This window comes from Geodermatophilus marinus (assembly GCF_003428645.1).
Lineage (GTDB): Bacteria > Actinomycetota > Actinomycetes > Mycobacteriales > Geodermatophilaceae > Geodermatophilus.
The window spans coordinates 248,008-263,756 of sequence record NZ_QVQH01000002.1; the positions used below are offsets into that span (position 1 = coordinate 248,008).

At 74.7% G+C, this 15,749-nt stretch carries 15 protein-coding genes; 4 read left to right on the plus strand and 11 right to left on the minus strand.

The window, feature by feature from the left end; translation table 11 throughout:
• Positions 1–27 precede the first annotated feature (27 nt).
• A complete protein-coding gene (locus tag D0Z06_RS03535) occupies positions 28–858 on the minus strand; it encodes a hypothetical protein (RefSeq protein WP_117375976.1) in 831 nt (276 codons plus the stop codon).
• A gap of 269 nt (positions 859–1,127) precedes the next feature.
• On the opposite strand from D0Z06_RS03535, the gene D0Z06_RS03540 reads away from it, so the two are divergent.
• From D0Z06_RS03540 to ppk2, 3 genes are all read left to right on the plus strand, one after another.
• Entirely contained in the window at positions 1,128–2,168 is a 1,041-nt protein-coding gene (locus tag D0Z06_RS03540) for an aldo/keto reductase (protein ID WP_117375977.1), read from the plus strand.
• A 74-nt stretch (positions 2,169–2,242) separates the two neighbouring features.
• A complete protein-coding gene (locus D0Z06_RS03545; protein ID WP_117375978.1) occupies positions 2,243–3,679 on the plus strand; it encodes a DUF2252 domain-containing protein in 1,437 nt (478 codons plus the stop codon).
• Between the two features lie 103 nt (positions 3,680–3,782).
• Complete coding sequence (ppk2, locus tag D0Z06_RS03550; RefSeq protein ID WP_117375979.1) at positions 3,783–4,622, plus strand: polyphosphate kinase 2; 840 nt, start codon at positions 3,783–3,785, stop codon at positions 4,620–4,622.
• Positions 4,623–4,640: 18 nt separating this feature from the next.
• On the opposite strand, the gene D0Z06_RS03555 is transcribed toward ppk2, so the two are convergent.
• The 6 genes from D0Z06_RS03555 to D0Z06_RS03580 all read right to left on the minus strand — a co-directional run bounded on the left by D0Z06_RS03555 (position 4,641) and on the right by D0Z06_RS03580 (position 11,029).
• Positions 4,641–5,264 carry a dienelactone hydrolase family protein gene (locus D0Z06_RS03555; protein ID WP_117375980.1) on the minus strand — a complete coding sequence of 208 codons (624 nt, stop codon included), beginning with the start codon at positions 5,262–5,264 and terminating at the stop codon, positions 4,641–4,643.
• Positions 5,265–5,332: 68 nt separating this feature from the next.
• The gene (locus D0Z06_RS26860) at positions 5,333–5,995 is read right to left on the minus strand and encodes a potassium channel family protein (protein ID WP_117375981.1); all 663 of its coding nucleotides are present in this window, start codon (positions 5,993–5,995) and stop codon (positions 5,333–5,335) included.
• Positions 5,988–7,358 carry a TrkH family potassium uptake protein gene (locus tag D0Z06_RS03565; RefSeq protein ID WP_199522106.1) on the minus strand — a complete coding sequence of 457 codons (1,371 nt, stop codon included), beginning with the start codon at positions 7,356–7,358 and terminating at the stop codon, positions 5,988–5,990. Before D0Z06_RS03565 ends, D0Z06_RS26860 begins: the two co-directional genes overlap by 8 nt.
• A 79-nt stretch (positions 7,359–7,437) precedes the next feature.
• Positions 7,438–7,626, minus strand: a complete 189-nt coding sequence (locus D0Z06_RS03570) for an ANTAR domain-containing protein (protein ID WP_233517422.1) — start codon at positions 7,624–7,626, stop codon at positions 7,438–7,440.
• Positions 7,627–7,820: 194 nt separating this feature from the next.
• Positions 7,821–8,663, minus strand: a complete 843-nt coding sequence (locus D0Z06_RS03575) for an acetoacetate decarboxylase family protein (RefSeq protein WP_158579867.1) — start codon at positions 8,661–8,663, stop codon at positions 7,821–7,823.
• A 65-nt stretch (positions 8,664–8,728) separates the two neighbouring features.
• Positions 8,729–11,029 (minus strand): putative bifunctional diguanylate cyclase/phosphodiesterase, encoded by a 2,301-nt coding sequence (locus D0Z06_RS03580; RefSeq protein ID WP_117375984.1) that lies wholly within the window; start codon positions 11,027–11,029, stop codon positions 8,729–8,731.
• 206 nt (positions 11,030–11,235) lie between these two features.
• On the opposite strand from D0Z06_RS03580, the gene D0Z06_RS03585 reads away from it, so the two are divergent.
• On the plus strand, positions 11,236–11,553 hold the full coding sequence (locus tag D0Z06_RS03585; protein WP_117375985.1) for a hypothetical protein: 318 nt from the start codon (positions 11,236–11,238) through the stop codon (positions 11,551–11,553).
• A 17-nt stretch (positions 11,554–11,570) separates the two neighbouring features.
• Here the strand turns inward: D0Z06_RS03585 and D0Z06_RS03590 are convergent, their stop codons facing one another.
• The 4 genes from D0Z06_RS03590 to D0Z06_RS03605 all read right to left on the minus strand — a co-directional run bounded on the left by D0Z06_RS03590 (position 11,571) and on the right by D0Z06_RS03605 (position 15,731).
• Positions 11,571–12,122 carry a PaaI family thioesterase gene (locus D0Z06_RS03590; protein WP_233517423.1) on the minus strand — a complete coding sequence of 184 codons (552 nt, stop codon included), beginning with the start codon at positions 12,120–12,122 and terminating at the stop codon, positions 11,571–11,573.
• 133 nt (positions 12,123–12,255) lie between these two features.
• Positions 12,256–13,071: a succinate dehydrogenase/fumarate reductase iron-sulfur subunit gene (locus tag D0Z06_RS03595; RefSeq protein ID WP_233517424.1), complete on the minus strand. Its 816-nt coding sequence runs from the start codon at positions 13,069–13,071 to the stop codon at positions 12,256–12,258.
• Positions 13,068–15,014 (minus strand): fumarate reductase/succinate dehydrogenase flavoprotein subunit, encoded by a 1,947-nt coding sequence (locus D0Z06_RS03600; protein WP_117375986.1) that lies wholly within the window; start codon positions 15,012–15,014, stop codon positions 13,068–13,070. The genes D0Z06_RS03595 and D0Z06_RS03600 overlap by 4 nt, the downstream gene beginning before the upstream one ends.
• Before the next feature lie 12 nt (positions 15,015–15,026).
• The gene (locus D0Z06_RS03605; RefSeq protein ID WP_233517425.1) at positions 15,027–15,731 is read right to left on the minus strand and encodes a succinate dehydrogenase cytochrome b subunit; all 705 of its coding nucleotides are present in this window, start codon (positions 15,729–15,731) and stop codon (positions 15,027–15,029) included.
• Between the last annotated feature and the right edge of the window lie 18 nt (positions 15,732–15,749).

Here is a 15,749-nt window from a genome sequence, read left to right on the forward strand (position 1 = left end):
GGGCTGCCTCACCAGGGGGGCGGGTCGTCAGAAGAACTGCGGATCGGTGATCGTGCCGGTGGCCAGCAGGAAGACGTAGAAGTCGGCGAACGCGACGCTGAACAGCGAGACCCAGGCGTACTGCATGTGCCGCGCGTTCAGCCTCGACACCGCCGTCCACGCCCGGTACTGCAGGGGGTGCTTCGAGAAGGTGTTCAACCGGCCGCCGACGATGTGCCGGCAGGAGTGGCAGGAGACCGAGTACAGGAACAGCAGGACGGCGTTGACCAGCAGGACCAGCGTGCCCAGGCCCATGTGGCCCCACTCGCCGGTCGCGTCGCGGAAGCCGCGGAATGCCTCGTAGAAGAGGATGACGTTGAACAGCAGCGCCGCGTAGAGGAAGTAGCGGTGCACGTTCTGCCCGACCAGCGGCAGCCGCGTCTCCCCGGTGTACCGGCGGTGCGGCTCGGCCACCGCGCAGGCCGGCGGGGACAGCCAGAACGACCGGTAGTAGGCCTTCCGGTAGTAGTAGCAGGTCAGCCGGATGCCCAGGGGCAGCACCAGGATGTAGATCGCCGGGGAGATCCAGGCCGGGCCGGTGAAGAACTCGGGGAAGCTGTCGCCCTCGCACCGGGTCGTGATGCAGGGCGAGTAGAACGGCGAGATGTAGGGCGACTCGTAGTAGTAGGCGTTCTGGAACGCCCGGAACGTCGCGTACGCGATGAACAGCACCAGGACGGCGACGGTGACCAGGGGTTGCACCCACCACCGGTCGGTCCGCAGCGTCCGGGCGGGGATGGCCGCCCGGCCCGGGCGGGCCGCCCCGTCACCGCCGCGCGGGTCGACCGATCCGGTGCCGCGCGGCGCGGTGGCGGTCATCGTGACCCGCGGCCCGGCGCGACGGGGAGGGGTGGGGGAGCCGCCGGCTCCTGGGTCACCGACATCGTTGCCTCCAGCCGAGCCGGAACGCCGCCGTGGGGGGTGAGCGCAGTCGACCACGGACGTCGGCGTGCGTGGAAGGGCCTCCGGCGCGCCGCGCTCGACCGGAGCGGTCACGTCGACCCACGCACGGGGCGGGCCGGGAGGGTTGGCCGGCCCGCCGCCGGGGGATGGTCCTGCCCGGACACCCCCGGGACAGGAGCGCGCGCATGGAGCACCGGACCCTCGGCCGCAGCGGGTGCGCGGTCTCGGCCTACTGCCTGGGCACGATGACCTTCGGCGCCGAGACCGACGAGGCCGGCGCGCACGAGCAGCTCGACCTGTTCGTCGGGTCCGGCGGCACGCTGGTCGACACCGCGGACGTCTACTCGGCCGGCGCGGCGGAGGAGATCGTCGGCCGGTGGCTGGCCGCCCGGCCGGCCGACGTCCGCGACCGGGTCGTCCTGGCCACCAAGGGCCGCATGCCCATGGGGGAGGAGCCCAACGCCGTCGGCAACTCCCGCCGCCACCTGCGACGGGCGCTCGACGACTCGCTGCGCCGGCTCGGGGTCGAGCACGTCGACCTGTACCAGCTGCACGCCTGGGATCCGCTCACCCCGCTCGAGGAGACCCTCCGCTTCCTCGACGACGCCGTCCGCGCCGGGAAGGTCGGCTACCCGGGGCTGTCCAACTTCACCGGCTGGCAGGTGCAGAAGGCCGTCGACCTCGCCGAGCGCGAGCACCTGGCGGTCCCGGTCACCCTGCAGCCGAGCTACAGCCTGCTCACCCGCGAGACCGAGTACGAGATCGTGCCCGCCTGCCTGCACAACGGGCTCGGCCTGCTGCCGTGGGGGCCGCTCGGGGGTGGGTGGCTGTCGGGCAAGTACACCCGCGACCAGCGCCCCGAGGGCGCCACCCGGCTCGGCGAGGACCCCGGGCGCGGCATGGAGGCCTACGACCGGGTCGGCGCGCGGCAGCGGACCTGGGACGTCCTCGAGGCGGTGCAGGACGTGGCCGGGGCCCGCGGGGCGTCGATGGCCCAGGTCGCCCTGGCCTGGCTGGCCGCCCGCCCCGCCGTCACCTCGGTCGTCCTCGGTGCGCGGACCACCGACCAGCTGCGCGGCAACCTCGGCGCCGCCGACCTGGTGCTCACCCCGGAGGAGACCGCCCGCCTCGACGCGGTCAGCGACCCGGGCGCGGCCGACTACCCCTACGGCGAGGTCGGTGCGGAGCAGCGCAGCCGGGCCCTGCCCGTCCCCCGCCACCGGTGACCGCCGGGCCGGGCGGGGCCTGCGACGATGCCCGGAGCGGGCGGACGGCGTCCGACGGGTGTCTGGAGCAGCGCATGGCGGCGGTGGGCGGTGCAGCGGCGGGAGCGGACGGTCACGTGGTCCTCGAGGCGGCCGACGGCGGGGCCTACGCGTCGCTGCGGCGCCGCCCGACGCCCCGGGCGGAGCGGTACGCGCTGGGGCGGCGGCTGCGGCAGCAGGTGCCCCGGTCCGCGCTGGGCGACTGGACCCCTCCGGCGGACCGGGCCGACGTGGTCGACCAGGTCGTGGACTCGCACGCCGGCCGGGTGGACCGGCTGGTACCGGTGCGCGTCGCCCGGATGGCCGCCTCCCCCTACGGGTTCCTGCGCGGCACCGCGGTGGTCATGGCCGCGGACCTCGCCGCCCTCCCGGCCACCGGCATCCGGCCCGTCGTCTGCGGTGACGCGCACCTGGGCAACTTCGGGTTCTACGCCTCCCCGGAGCGGGACCTCGTCATCGACCTCAACGACTTCGACGAGGCGCACCCGGGTGGCTGGGAGTGGGACCTGCGCCGGCTGGCCGCCAGCATCTGGGTCGCCGGCCGGCAGAACTCCGCCACCGAGGACCAGTGCGGCGACGCGGTCGCGTCCATGGCCCGGCGGTACCGCGAGCACGTGCGGTGGCTGGCCGGCGAGCCCCTCTTCCTGCGGTCGTTCGAGCGGCTCGACGTCACCGGGCTGCGCACGACGGCGAGCGACCGGTCCCTGCGCTCGGCCATCGAGCGGGCCGCGCGGCGGGCCCGCCGGCGGGTCAGCGACCGGGCGCTGCCCCGGTTCACCGAGGAGTCCGAGCGGGGGCGCCGGATCGTCGAGGAGCCGCCGCTGATCACCCGGCTCGGCGCGGCGGAGGCCGACCAGGTCGGCACCGCCCTGGACGACTACCTCGGGACGCTGCGCGGCCACTGGCGCCGCCTGCTCGGCGGCTACACGCTCGTGGACGTCGCGCACAAGGTCGTCGGCGTCGGCAGCGTCGGCCTGCGCGCCTACGTGGCGCTGCTCGAGGGCAGCAGCGCGGACGACGTGCTGTTCCTGCAGCTCAAGCAGGCCCGCCGGTCGGTGCTGGCACGGCACGTGCACGGCGAGTCCGCGTGGCACGCCCACCAGGGGCAGCGGGTGGTGGAGTACCAGCAGGCGCTGCAGACCGTCAGCGACCCGCTGCTCGGCTGGACCACCGTCGCGGGCCGGCAGTTCTACGTCCGGCAGTTCCGCAACATGAAGGGCACCATCGCCGTCGACTCGCTGGACGCCCCGGCGCTGACCGACTACGCGGGGATCTGCGGCCGGCTGCTGGCCAAGGGCCACGCGCGCACCAGCGGGGCGTCGATGATCGCCGGCTACGTGGGCGGCAACGACAAGCTCGACCGGGCGCTGCGCCGGTTCGCCCGCGCCTACGCCGACCAGACCGAGCGCGACCACCAGCACCTCGTCGCCGCCGTCGCCCGCGGCCGCCTGCCCTCGGAGCCCGGCGCCTGACCGGGCCCGCGGCCCGGCGCCCGCCGGCGGGATCGGCCGGATCGGCAGCGGAACCGTGGCCGCCCGGGTTGCCGCGGCCGCCGCGGGGGTCGATCCTCCCGGCATGGCCGCAGCACGGCGCCGGTCGGGGGCCTCCGTCGAGGAGGCGCCCCAGTCGACCGCGAAGGTGGACAACGCCTACTACGAGAAGGAGCTCGCCCGCCTCCAGATCGAGCTGGTCAAGCAGCAGGAGTACATCCGCGCGCACGGCCTGAAGGTCGTCGTCGTCTTCGAGGGCCGCGACGCCGCCGGCAAGGGCGGCGCCATCCAGCGGATCACCGAGTCGCTCAACCCCCGCTACGCCCACATCGTCGCCCTGCCCGCCCCCACCGAGCGGCAGAAGGGGCAGTGGTACTTCCAGCGCTACGTCGAGCACCTGCCCGCCCGGGGCGAGATGGTCCTGTTCGACCGCTCCTGGTACAACCGCGCCGGTGTCGAGCGGGTGATGGGCTTCTGCACCGACGAGGAGTACGAGGACTTCCTCCGCTCGTGTCCCGAGTTCGAGCGCATGCTCGTCCGCAGCGGCATCAAGCTGATCAAGTACTGGTTCTCGGTCAGCGACACCGAGCAGGAGAAGCGCTTCCAGTCCCGCCTGAAGGACCCCACCAAGCGCTGGAAGCTCAGCCCGATGGACCTCGAGGCCCGCAACCGGTGGGTCGAGTTCTCCCGGGCGAAGGACGCCATGTTCGCCGCGACCGACATCCCCGAGGCGCCGTGGTGGGTGGTCGAGGCCGAGGTGAAGAAGCGCGCCCGGCTCAACGTGATCCACCACCTGCTGGCCCAGGTGCCCTACCTCGACCTCACGCCCCAGGTCCCCCAGCTGCCGCCGCGCCCCCCGATCACCGACGACTACGTCCGCCCGCCCAAGGAGAGCCAGAACACCGTCCCCGACGTCGTCCCCTGACCCGGCGCGGCGGGCGGGTCAGCCCACCCGGAGCCGGTCGAGCACCCGGTCGCGCACCGCGGCCGCGGCCACCGCGTCGTACCCGGTGGACCCCTCCTCGGCGAACCAGTGCCCGCAGCCGGGGTAGCGGTGCACGACGACCTCGGCCCCGGCGGCCCGGAAGCCCGCCTCGACCGGGGTCAGCTCGTCCTCGGGGAACCACGGGTCGTCGGGGACGACGTGCAGCTCGACGTGGCGGGTGCCGACGTCGGGGCCCGTCGGGGGCTGGCCGCCGTAGAGCAGCTCGAGCTCCGCGGGCGCCGTCGCCCCCCGCGCGGCCAGCCGGCAGGCGAGGAACGCGCCGAGCGAGAAGCCCATGGCCACCCAGGGGCGGCCGCCGGCGGCCAGCCGGTCGGCGCAGCGGTCGACCAGCGCCTGCACCTCCGGGTCCGCGATCGCGGCCTGCGCCAGCTGCTCGGCCTCGTGCACCGCGCAGGTGCGGCGGCCGCCGAAGAGGTCGGGGACCAGCACCCGGCGGCCCACCGCCACCAGGTGCTCGGCCCAGAGCCGGACGGCGGGCGTCACGCCCCACCAGGGGTGCAGGAGCAGGACTCCCGGTGCGGCCTCAGTGCCGAGGGTCATCACCGGGTCATCGAGGGTCACCCCCCCATTCTCCTCCCTCTCCGCGCCAGGCACCGGGGCGCCACCGGGAACCTCCGGACCGGCCGCGCTCAGGGGCGGTCGACGAACCGCTCGACGTCGGCCGGCCGGCCGGCGAGGACGATCTCGCAGCCGTAGCTGAGCACGGTCTCGGTGTCCGCGTGCGTCCAGCGGTCGGAGCCCTGCGGCTTCACCGACACCACGGTCACCCGGTGCCGGGCCCGCACGCCCGAGCGGCCCAGCGGCACGCCGACCAGCTCGCGCGGCGGCTTCGTCCGGGCGAACACCCACTCCTCGTCGACCTCGACCCAGTCCAGCAGCCGGCCCGACACCAGGTGCGCGACCCGCTCGCCCATCTCGAGCCCGGGGAACACGACGTGGTGGGCGCCGATCCGCTCCAGGATGCGGGCGTGCTGGCTGGTCAGCGCCTTCACCCAGACGTCGGGCACCCCGAGCTCGGCCAGCAGCGCCGTGGTGAGGATGCTCGCCTCGAGGTCGGTGCCGATCGCGACCACCACCCGCTGGAAGTCGGCCAGCCCGATCTCGCGCAGCGCCTCGAGGTCGGTGGAGTCGGCGACCACCACCTGGCCCAGCCGGCCGGACATCCGCTGCACGATCTCCGGACGGCGGTCGACGGCGAGCACCTCGGTGCCCTCGCGGGCCAGTTCCAGGGCCAGCGCCGTGCCGAAGCGGCCCAGGCCGATGACGGCGACGGGCTCGGTGTGCCTAGCCAACGATGGTCCTCTCGTCGGGGAGCTGGTGGCGCCGGGCCCGCTCGCGCAGGGCCAGCCCCGACGCCAGGGTGAGCGGGCCGATCCGGCCCACGAACATCAGGACGACGAGCACCACCTGGGCCGACGGCGGCAGGTCGGCGGTGATGCCGGTGGACAGCCCCACGGTCGCGAACGCCGAGACCGTCTCGAACAGCACCCGGTCGAAGGCCACGTCGGTGAGGGCCAGGAGCACGAAGGTGCCCACGGCCACCAGGGCGATGCCCAGCAGCGCGACCGCCAGGGCCTGCCGCTGGTTGCCCGCCGGGACCCGGCGACGGCCCACCTCCACGTCGGGGTCCCCCCGCACCTCCGCCCAGAGGACCGCCGCGAGCAGCCCGAAGGTGGTCACCTTGATGCCGCCCGCCGTCCCGGCGCTGCCGCCGCCGATGAACATCAGCGCGTCGGTGAGCAGCAGCGTCTCCGGCTGCGCCGCGCCGAAGTCGACGTTGTTGAACCCGGCGGTGCGCGCCATGACCGAGGCGGTGACGGCGGCGAGCACCGTCGCCCCCGCGCCGAGGGGGCGCAGCGTCCCCGGGTTGCCGCCCTCGGTGAGCAGGTAGCCGGCGGTGCCGACCACGAGCAGGACGGCGGTGACGAGCACGGTGATGCGGGTGAGCACCGACCAGGAGCGCGGGCGGCGCCAGGAGCGGGCCAGCTCGAAGACCACCGGGAAGCCGAGGCCGCCCACCACGACCGCCGCGCAGAGGGTGAGCGAGATCCAGGGGTCGGCGACGTAGGGGATGATGCTGGCCGCGTCCAGCCCGAAGCCGGCGTTGTTGAACGACGACACCGCGTGGAAGACCCCGTACCAGAGCGCGTCGGCCGGCGCCCGGTCGTAGCCGAGCGCGAACCGCGCGGAGAGCACGGCCGCGACCAGGGCCTCGGCCGTGAGGCTGAAGACCACCACGGTGCGCACGACGCGGCGCACGTCCGCCGCCGACAGGGACTTCGTCTCCGCCTGCGCCACCAGCCGGGCCCGCAGCCCGAGGCGCCGGGAGAGCAGCAGGGCCAACAGGCTGGCCAGCGTCATGATGCCCAGCCCGCCGACCTGGATGAGCAGCAGGACGACGACCTGGCCGGCGGCCGACCAGTAGGTGCCGGTGTCGACCGTGACCAGCCCGGTCACGCACACCGCCGAGGTGGCGGTGAACAGCGCGTCCAGCAGGCTCGCCCGCCCCGGTCCGGCCGTCGCCACCGGCAGCGACAGCAGGCCGGTGCCGACGGCGACCGCCCCGGCGAAGGCGGTGGCGATCACCCGGCCGGGCCGGGTGAAGCCCGCCGACGGTGCGGACCGCCGGGCCCGGGCCCGGATCCCCCGGCTCACCGCGCCCCCACCTGCACGGAGCAGAGCGTCGCAGGCGCGGTGCCGGGTGCGGCCACCGGCCTCCGGGGCGCGGGCCCGCTCACCGCAGCGTGCCGGTCCAGGTGACCTCCTCGGCGAGTTCCTGCAGCTCGACGTTGCGGCTCTGGCTGGCCTGCCGCAGCAGGTCGGAGGCCGCCTGCTCGCTGATCCGGCGCGAGGCCATCAGGATGCCGATGGCCATGCCGGTGCGCCGGTTGCTGACCAGGGCCGTGCAGAGGTCACGCACCACCTCGCCGGCCTCGGGCCAGGTTGGCCTGCAGCCGGTCGACCTCGGTGCGAGCCCGTTCGACCCTGGTCCTGCGGACGACCCTACCGGGGGGCGAGCGCCGGGAGCTGGGCGGCCGCAACGGCGCGGAGACCGGGCGGTCACGGGCGTCGTCCCCCCGGGCGCCCGCCGCCGCCGGCGCTCGCCCACCTGGAGCTCTACCGGTCGCCGGCCGCCGCCGGCTGAGGGACGGGGGCGAGGTCCAGCGGCGGCAGCCCCGGCCACCGCACGGTGCAGCGGCCCGCGGTCGCGTCCCCCGCGTGACCGGGCCAGGGGCGCGCCGGCCCCACCGGGCGTCCGGCCGGCAGCACGCTGCTGTGGGTGAGGTAGTCGAAGATCGCCAGCGGTACCGGGTCGACCCCCAGGCCGCGCAGCTCGTCGGCCACCGGGTGGTCGCCCAGCTCAAGCCGTCCGGCCCGGGCGCCCCGGCCGAGGCGCAGCTGCCCGGACATGGGCACCACCGTCTCCACCAGCTGCCCGTCGAGCTCGCTGTACATCACCGCGGATCGCCGGTCGGTCAGCACCGGGCCGCGGCCCCGGCCGGCCAGCGTCAGCACGCGGCGGCCCCCCTCGGACAGCTCGGCCCGCCGTACCCGGGGTCCCTCCGTGAAGGCCACGTCGGCGACGAACTTCGGGAACCCCCACAGCTGCCGGCCGGCGTCGCGCGCCTCGGCGGTGGTGACCGGCAGGTGCAGCACGAACAGCGACAGCGGACGGAGCACGGGGAGCACCGGAGGTGCCGGCCCGCGGGTGACGACGACGCCCACCGACACCTCCCCGTACGGGGTGAGCCAGCGCGGCGGGTCGTCGGCCGACGCCACGGCGCCGTAGCGGAAGGCGACGATCGAGAGCAGGCCGCGGCCACCGGTCCAGCGGACCGGCCGCAGCCGGTCGCTGGGCAGCAGCGCCGCCACGGCGGGGAGGGACGCGGCGTGCACGGCGGCCAGGCAGGCCGTCCCGGCGTAGCGCAGCGGCGGTGCCGGGACGGCGGATCGCTGCACGGTGGTCTCCCCTCGCCGGCCCCCGTCCAGCATGCCCGCCGGCGGGGCCGCGGGGGAGGGGGCGGCTACCGGGGCAGCGGGACGGCGGGCACCCGGCGCCGGGCCAGCCAGGCGGTCAGCTCGTCGGCGGGCACCGCGGGCAGGTGCAGGTAGCCCTGGACGGCGTCCACGCCGGCCTGCTGCACGACGCGGAGCTGGGCGGGGTCCTCGACGCCCTCGGCCACCGTGGTGAGCCCGAGCCGGCGGGCCATCTGCGTCACCGCCTCCAGCACCGCGAGGTCGGCGGCCTCGGAGACCGCGCCCACGACGAAGGACCGGTCGATCTTCACCACGTCCACGGGGTAGGTGCGCAGGGTCGTCAGAGCCGACCAGCCGGTGCCGAAGTCGTCGACCGCCAGGCCGACGCCGAGCGCGTCGAGGGTGGTGAGGGTCGACCGCGCGGCCGCCGAGTCGAGCACCGTCGACTCGGTGATCTCCACGACCAGCCGCTCCGGCGCCAGGTCGTGCTCGGCGAGGCAGGCCCGCACCAGCGGTACGAACCGGGGCGAGGCGAGCTGGGAGGGGGAGGCGTTGACGTGCACCGCCACCGGCAGCCCGCCGTCGGACCAGGCGGCGACGTCGGCGCAGGCCTGCCGCAGCACCTGCTCGCCCAGGGGGACCACGAGGCCGGTTCGCTCGGCCAGGTCGAGGAAGGCGCCCGGGCTCAACAGGCCGCGCACCGGGTGCGACCAGCGGACCAGCGCCTCCACCGCCGTGCAGCGGCCCCCGTGGGCGGCCACCACCGGCTGGTAGTGGACGACGACATCGCCGTCGTCGAGCGCCGCGCGCAGCTCGGCGGCCGGCGGTGCCGGTGCGGGGGTGTCGAGCAGGTCGGGCGTGAAGGCCTGCACCTGGTTCTTGCCGGCGCCCTTGGCCGCGTACATCGCCAGGTCGGCGGCCCGGACGGCGTCGCTCCCGGACGTCCCGGCGGTCAGGGCGGCCAGCCCGACGCTGGCGCCGACGCGCACGACCTGCCCGTCCAGCCGGACGGGGGCGCTGAGCAGCTCCACCAGGCGGTGCCCGATCGCCGCGGCCTCGTCCTCGTCGGCGTCGCGCAGCAGCACGCCGAACTCGTCCCCGCCGAGCCGGGCGCACAGGTCCTGCGCCCGCAGCGCACCGACCACGCGGGCGGCCACGCGGCGTAGCAGCTGGTCGCCGGCGGCGTGCCCGAGCTCGTCGTTGACCCGCTTGAAGTCGTCGAGGTCGAGGAAGAGCACCCACGTCCCGGGCCCGGCGGTGCGGGCGGCGTCGTCGAGCGCGGAGGTGAAGGCGGTGCGGTTGGCCAGCCCGGTGAGCGGGTCGGTGAGCGCGAGGTCGGCGAGGTCGCGGTGGGCGGCGCTGACCCGCAGCGCGAGGGCTGCCTGGTTGTTCATGGACCGGATCGCCGTGACCGCGTCGGCGGGCACGCCCTCGGGGGCGCCGAGCAGCATCCACCGGCCCGGCGACGCGGGCATCGCCAGGCAGAGCCAGTCCGCGCCGAACCCGGCGGCCTCGGTCAGCGACGCGGGGTCGGGGACGACCCGCGGCAGGCCGTCGTCCGGGCCGACGGGCAGGACGGTGCGCGGCAGGTCGGCCGGCTCCTCGGCGAAGCCACCCGCGCAGCCGGTGACCTGCAGGGAACCGGGGCCGGCATCCACGACGACCAGGGCGCGCAGGCCGGGGGTCATCCGGCAGATCTCCCGGGTCGCCGCCCACGCACGCTGCCGGATCTCCACCGCGTCGGTGACCCCGATCAACCCGGCGCCCAGCGTGGCCAGCGCCGCGTCCCGCTCGCGGGTCCGCTCGGCGGTGAACAGCACCCGGGCCAGGTGCCGCGCGCCCACCGTGGTGATGACCACGATCGGCAGCGCGCCGAGCACCGAGGTCTCCAGGGGCGCGTGCTCCGGCAACGCCGGGCCGGCCAGCATCGCGGTCACCAGGGCGGCGCAGACCCCGGTGACGTAGCCGGCGAGCTGGCGGCCGGAGCCGTACACGGCCCGCGACCACAGCGCCGGGAAGGCGGTCGCCAGGGCGACCGACGGCCCGGGGCAGACGGCGGCCAGCGCGGCCAGCCCCGTCACCTCGAGGGCGTCGAGCGCCGGGGTGACGCGGCCGGTGGCGTAGCGGCGGGTCCACGGTCCGATCTGGGCCACCAGGGCCCAGGCGAGCAGCACCGGGCCCGCCGGGCCCACCCGGCCCACCACGGGGATCGCCGCCGGCACGGTGAGCAGCAGGGACAGGACGGCCAGCAGGTGGAACAGCCACCGGGTGCGCCCGACCAGCTCGGTCGGCCGGGCCAGGTGCCGGCGCACCCGGCGCAACGACGTCCGCAGCACGGTGCTCGCCACCTCTCCACCCGCGCAGCCGCGCCCGGGCGGGGCGGCTGCTGCAGGGGACGGCAGGCCGGTGCCCGCGCTGGACGGCGGGGCGCCGCGGGCTCACCCGCGCGGGGGATCCCGCCCGCGGCCGGGTTCCACGACCGGGCCGTGAACAGTCCGTTGAGGTCCCGTTGCGGCCCTGGCGCCGCGGTCCCGGGCCGCGCGACCGTGGGGTCGTGGTCCCCCTCGCCGTGCTCCTGCTCGTCGTGGCCGCTGCGCTCGCGGCCGGCGCGGGGGTGCTGATGGCCCGGTCCCGGGTGCCCCGCGACGACGCCGCGGACGAGTCCACGGACTCCCGCGGCACGGCCGGGTTGGTCCTGGCCGTCCTGGCGGTGCTCGCGGCCGCGGCCGGCGCGGCCGGGCTGGACCGGACCGGCTCGGCGGCGCCGTTCGTGCTCGGCGCCTTCGTCGTCCTGGTGCCGCTGGCCGGGGCGGCCGTCTGGGGCCGCCTGCGGGACCCGGGACGGGTCGGGGCGGGCCCGCCCCGGCGCTGAGCCGGGGCGCGGGCGCGTCACCCCGCCAGGGGGAAGACCAGCAGCGAGCTCGACGCCGTCGCCACCGTGCGGCCCGCGGCGTCGGTGACCTCGCCCTCGGCGAAGGCGACGCGCCGGCCGGGCTTGGTGACCCGCCCGACCGCGGTCAGCGGCCCGCTGGAGGCGTGCACCGCCCGCAGGTAGTTCACCTTGATCTCGATGGAGGTGTACCCGGTGCCGCGCGGCAGCGTGGTGTGCACCGCGCAGCCGGCGACCGTGTCCAGCAGCGTGCACACCAGCCCGCCGTGGACGACGCCGATCGGGTTGTAGGCCGACTCGTCGAGGGCGCAGGAGAACTCGACGCGGCCCTCCTCGACGGCGACGACGTCCATCGCGAACAGCCGGGCGATGGGCGGCGGGGGCAGGGTGCCGTCGGCGATCGCGCGCAGCGCCTCCAGACCGCTGCGCTCCAGGGCGCCGGCGGCCACCAGCATCGGGTCGTGCCAGGTCACCGTGCGGGAGCGCGGCTCGCCCCAGGCGGCCGGGCCGGGCTCGGGCAGGGACTCGGGGAGGGCCTCGGAGGTCGTCACCCAGCTAGGTTCGCACACCGAACCCAGGCTGGTCCAGCGGGCGCCGGGACGATCACGGCGCCGGGACCGCGGTGGTCCCGGCGCCGTGATCGTCCATCGGCACCGGTGGGCCCCCGGTCGGGGGCCGGGGTGCTCAGCTCTTCGGCCGCGCGCCGGCGCGCAGGGCGCCGAGCAGGTCGTGGTTGAGCCGGGAGATCGTCTCCATCGAGATGCCCTTGGGGCAGGCCGCGGAGCACTCGCCGATGTTGGTGCAGCCGCCGAACCCCTCGCGGTCCTGCTGGGCCACCATGTTGACCACCCGGTCGTTGCGCTCGGGCTGGCCCTGGGGCAGCAGGCCCAGGTGCGAGACCTTGGCCGCGGTGAACAGCATCGAGGAGGCGTTCGGGCAGGCCGCCACGCAGGCGCCGCAGCCGATGCAGGTGGCCGCGTCGAAGGCCGCGTCGGCGTCCTTCTTGGGCACCGGGACCGAGTGGGCCTCGGGGGCGGTCCCGGTCGGGGCGCTGATGTAGCCACCGGCCTGGATGATCCGGTCGAACGCCCGCCGGTCGACGGCGAGGTCCTTGATGACCGGGAAGGCGGTGGCCCGCCACGGCTCGATGTCGATCGTGTCGCCGTCCTTGAACGACCGCATGTGCAGCTGGCACGTGGTCGTCTGCTCCGGCCCGTGCGCCATGCCGTTGATCATGACGCCGCACATGCCGCAGATGCCCTCGCGGCAGTCGTGGTCGAAGGAGACGGGGTCGCCGCCCTCCATGATGATGTGCTCGTTGAGCACGTCGAGCATCTCCAGGAAGGACATGTCCGGCGAGATGTCGTCGAGCTCGTAGGTCACCATCTTGCCCTTGACCGAGGGGTTCGGCTGCCGCCAGACCCGCAGGGTCAGGTGCATCCCCCGGCCGGGCTCGACGGTCGACCCGACGTGGGTGGCGTCCTCACGTGTGGCTGTCACTTGTAGCTCCGCTGGGCGAGGTGGACGTACTCGTACTCGAGGGCCTCACGGTGCAGCACCGGCGGGGCGCCTTCCGGCGTCCACTCCCAGGCGGCGACGTAGGCGTAGGTCTCGTCGTCGCGCAGCGCCTCGCCCTCGGGGGTCTGGCTCTCCGCGCGGAAGTGGCCGCCGCAGCTCTCGTTGCGGTGCAGGGCGTCGATGCACATCAGCTCGGCGAGCTCGATGAAGTCGGCGACCCGGCCGGCGTGCTCCAGGGTCTGGTTGAAGCCCGACCAGTCCCCGGAGACCTTGACGTTGGTCCAGAACTCCTGGCGGATCTCGGGGATCCGGTCCAGGGCCTTGCGCAGGCTCTCCTCCGAGCGCTCCATGCCGCAGAGGTCCCACATCAGCCGGCCGAGCTCCCGGTGGAAGGACGCCGGGGTGCGGGTGCCCTGGATGGCCAGCAGCCGGTCGATCTGCTCGCGGACCCCGGTGAGGGCCTCGGCGGCGGCCGGGTGGCTGTCGTCGATCTTCTCGAACGGGGCGTCGGCGAGGTAGTCGGCGATGGTGTTGGGCAGGACGAAGTAGCCGTCGGCCAGGCCCTGCATGAGCGCCGACGCGCCGAGCCGGTTGGCGCCGTGGTCGGAGAAGTTGGCCTCACCGATCACGAACATGCCCGGGATGGTCGACTGCAGGTCGTAGTCGACCCACAGCCCGCCCATCGTGTAGTGCACGGCCGGGTAGATCCGCATCGGGGTCTCGTAGGCGTTCTCCCCGGTGATGCGGTTGTACATGTCGAAGAGGTTGCCGTACTTGGCCTCGACCGCCGAGCGGCCGAGCCGCTGGATCGCGTCGCCGAAGTCGAGGTAGACGCCCAGGCCGTTGGGCCCGACGCCGCGGCCCTCGTCGCAGACGTTCTTGGCCTGCCGCGAGGCGATGTCGCGGGGCACCAGGTTGCCGAAGGACGGGTAGATCCGCTCCAGGTAGTAGTCGCGGTCCTCCTCGGGGATGTCCCGCGGGTCGCGGGTGTCCCCGCGCTCCTTGGGCACCCACACGCGGCCGTCGTTGCGCAGCGACTCGCTCATCAGCGTCAGCTTCGACTGGTAGTCGCCGCTGACCGGGATGCAGGTCGGGTGGATCTGCGTGTAGCAGGGGTTGGCGAAGTGCGCGCCCCGCTTGTGGGCCCGCCAGATCGCCGTGGCGTTGGAGCCCTTGGCGTTGGTGGAGAGGTAGAAGACGTTCCCGTACCCGCCGGTGGCCAGGACGACGGCGTCGGCGAAGTGGGTGCTGATCTCGCCGCTGACCAGGTCGCGCGCGACGATGCCGCGGGCCCGGCCGTCGACGACGATCACGTCCAGCATCTCGGTGCGAGCGTGCTGCTCGACGTTGCCGGCCGCCATCTGCCGCTCCAGGGCCTGGTAGGCGCCGTAGAGCAGCTGCTGGCCGGTCTGGCCGCGGGCGTAGAAGGTCCGCGACACCTGCGCGCCGCCGAAGGAGCGGTTGTCCAGCAGGCCGCCGTACTCGCGGGCGAACGGGACGCCCTGGGCCACGCACTGGTCGATGATGTTGACGCTGACCTCGGCCAGCCGGTGCACGTTGTTCTCGCGGGAGCGGAAGTCGCCGCCCTTGACGGTGTCGTAGAACAGCCGGTGCACGCTGTCGCCGTCGTTGCGGTAGTTCTTCGCCGCGTTGATCCCGCCCTGGGCCGCCACGCTGTGCGCCCGGCGCGGGCTGTCCTGGTACCAGAAGGACTTGACCTGGTAGCCGGCCTCACCCAGCGTCGCGGCCGCGGAGCCACCGGCCAGGCCGGTGCCCACGACGATGACGGTCATCTTGCGCCGGTTGGCGGGGTTGACCAGCCGGGCGCGGAAGCGCCGGGTGCTCCAGCGCTCGGCGATCGGCACGTCCATGGGCGCCTTGGTGTCCGCGATCGGGTCGCCGACGGTGAACAGCTCGAGGGGCATCGTTGCCTCCGGTCAGTCGATGACGCCGAACAGGACGGCGAAGGGGGTGAGCAGGAAACCGCCGATCAGCACCACGGAGAAGACGAGGGCGAAGGCGTTGACGGTCCGCTCGCGCCGCTTGTTGCTCTGGCCGAGGGTCTGCGTGGCGCTCCAGATGCCGTGGCGCAGGTGCATGCCCAGCAGGACCAGCGCGATGATGTAGAACGCGGTGGCGAAGGGGTTGGAGAAGCTGGCCACCAGCCGCTCGTACGGCGTGCTGTCGTAGCCCTCGGGGTTCGCCACACCCAGGGTGAGGTCGAGGACGTGGTAGACGATGAACAGCCCGACGATCACCCCGCCCCAGCGCATGGTCCGCGAGGCGTAGCTCTGGGCCACGGGCTTCTTGGTCACGTAGCCCTGTGGGCGGGCGCGCTTGGCCTGGCGCCACAGGGAGATCGCCGCCCAGAAGTGCGCGACCACCGCCACCAGCAGCACGATCCGGATGACCCACAGCGTCGTCGCGCCGGGGAGGGCGGGATTGCCGACGGTGCGGATCCAGCCGGAGTAGGAGTTGAAGGCCTCGGCTCCCGAGAACGCCTTGAGGTTCCCGATCATGTGCACGATCAGGTACAGCACCATCACGATGCCGCTGACCGCCATGATCGCCTTCTTCGCGACCGAGTTCGTCTTCGCTGCCTTGGGGGTCCTGCGCTGACCCGGCTGCGTCACCGTCACCACGTGCACAAAGTTAGGCCG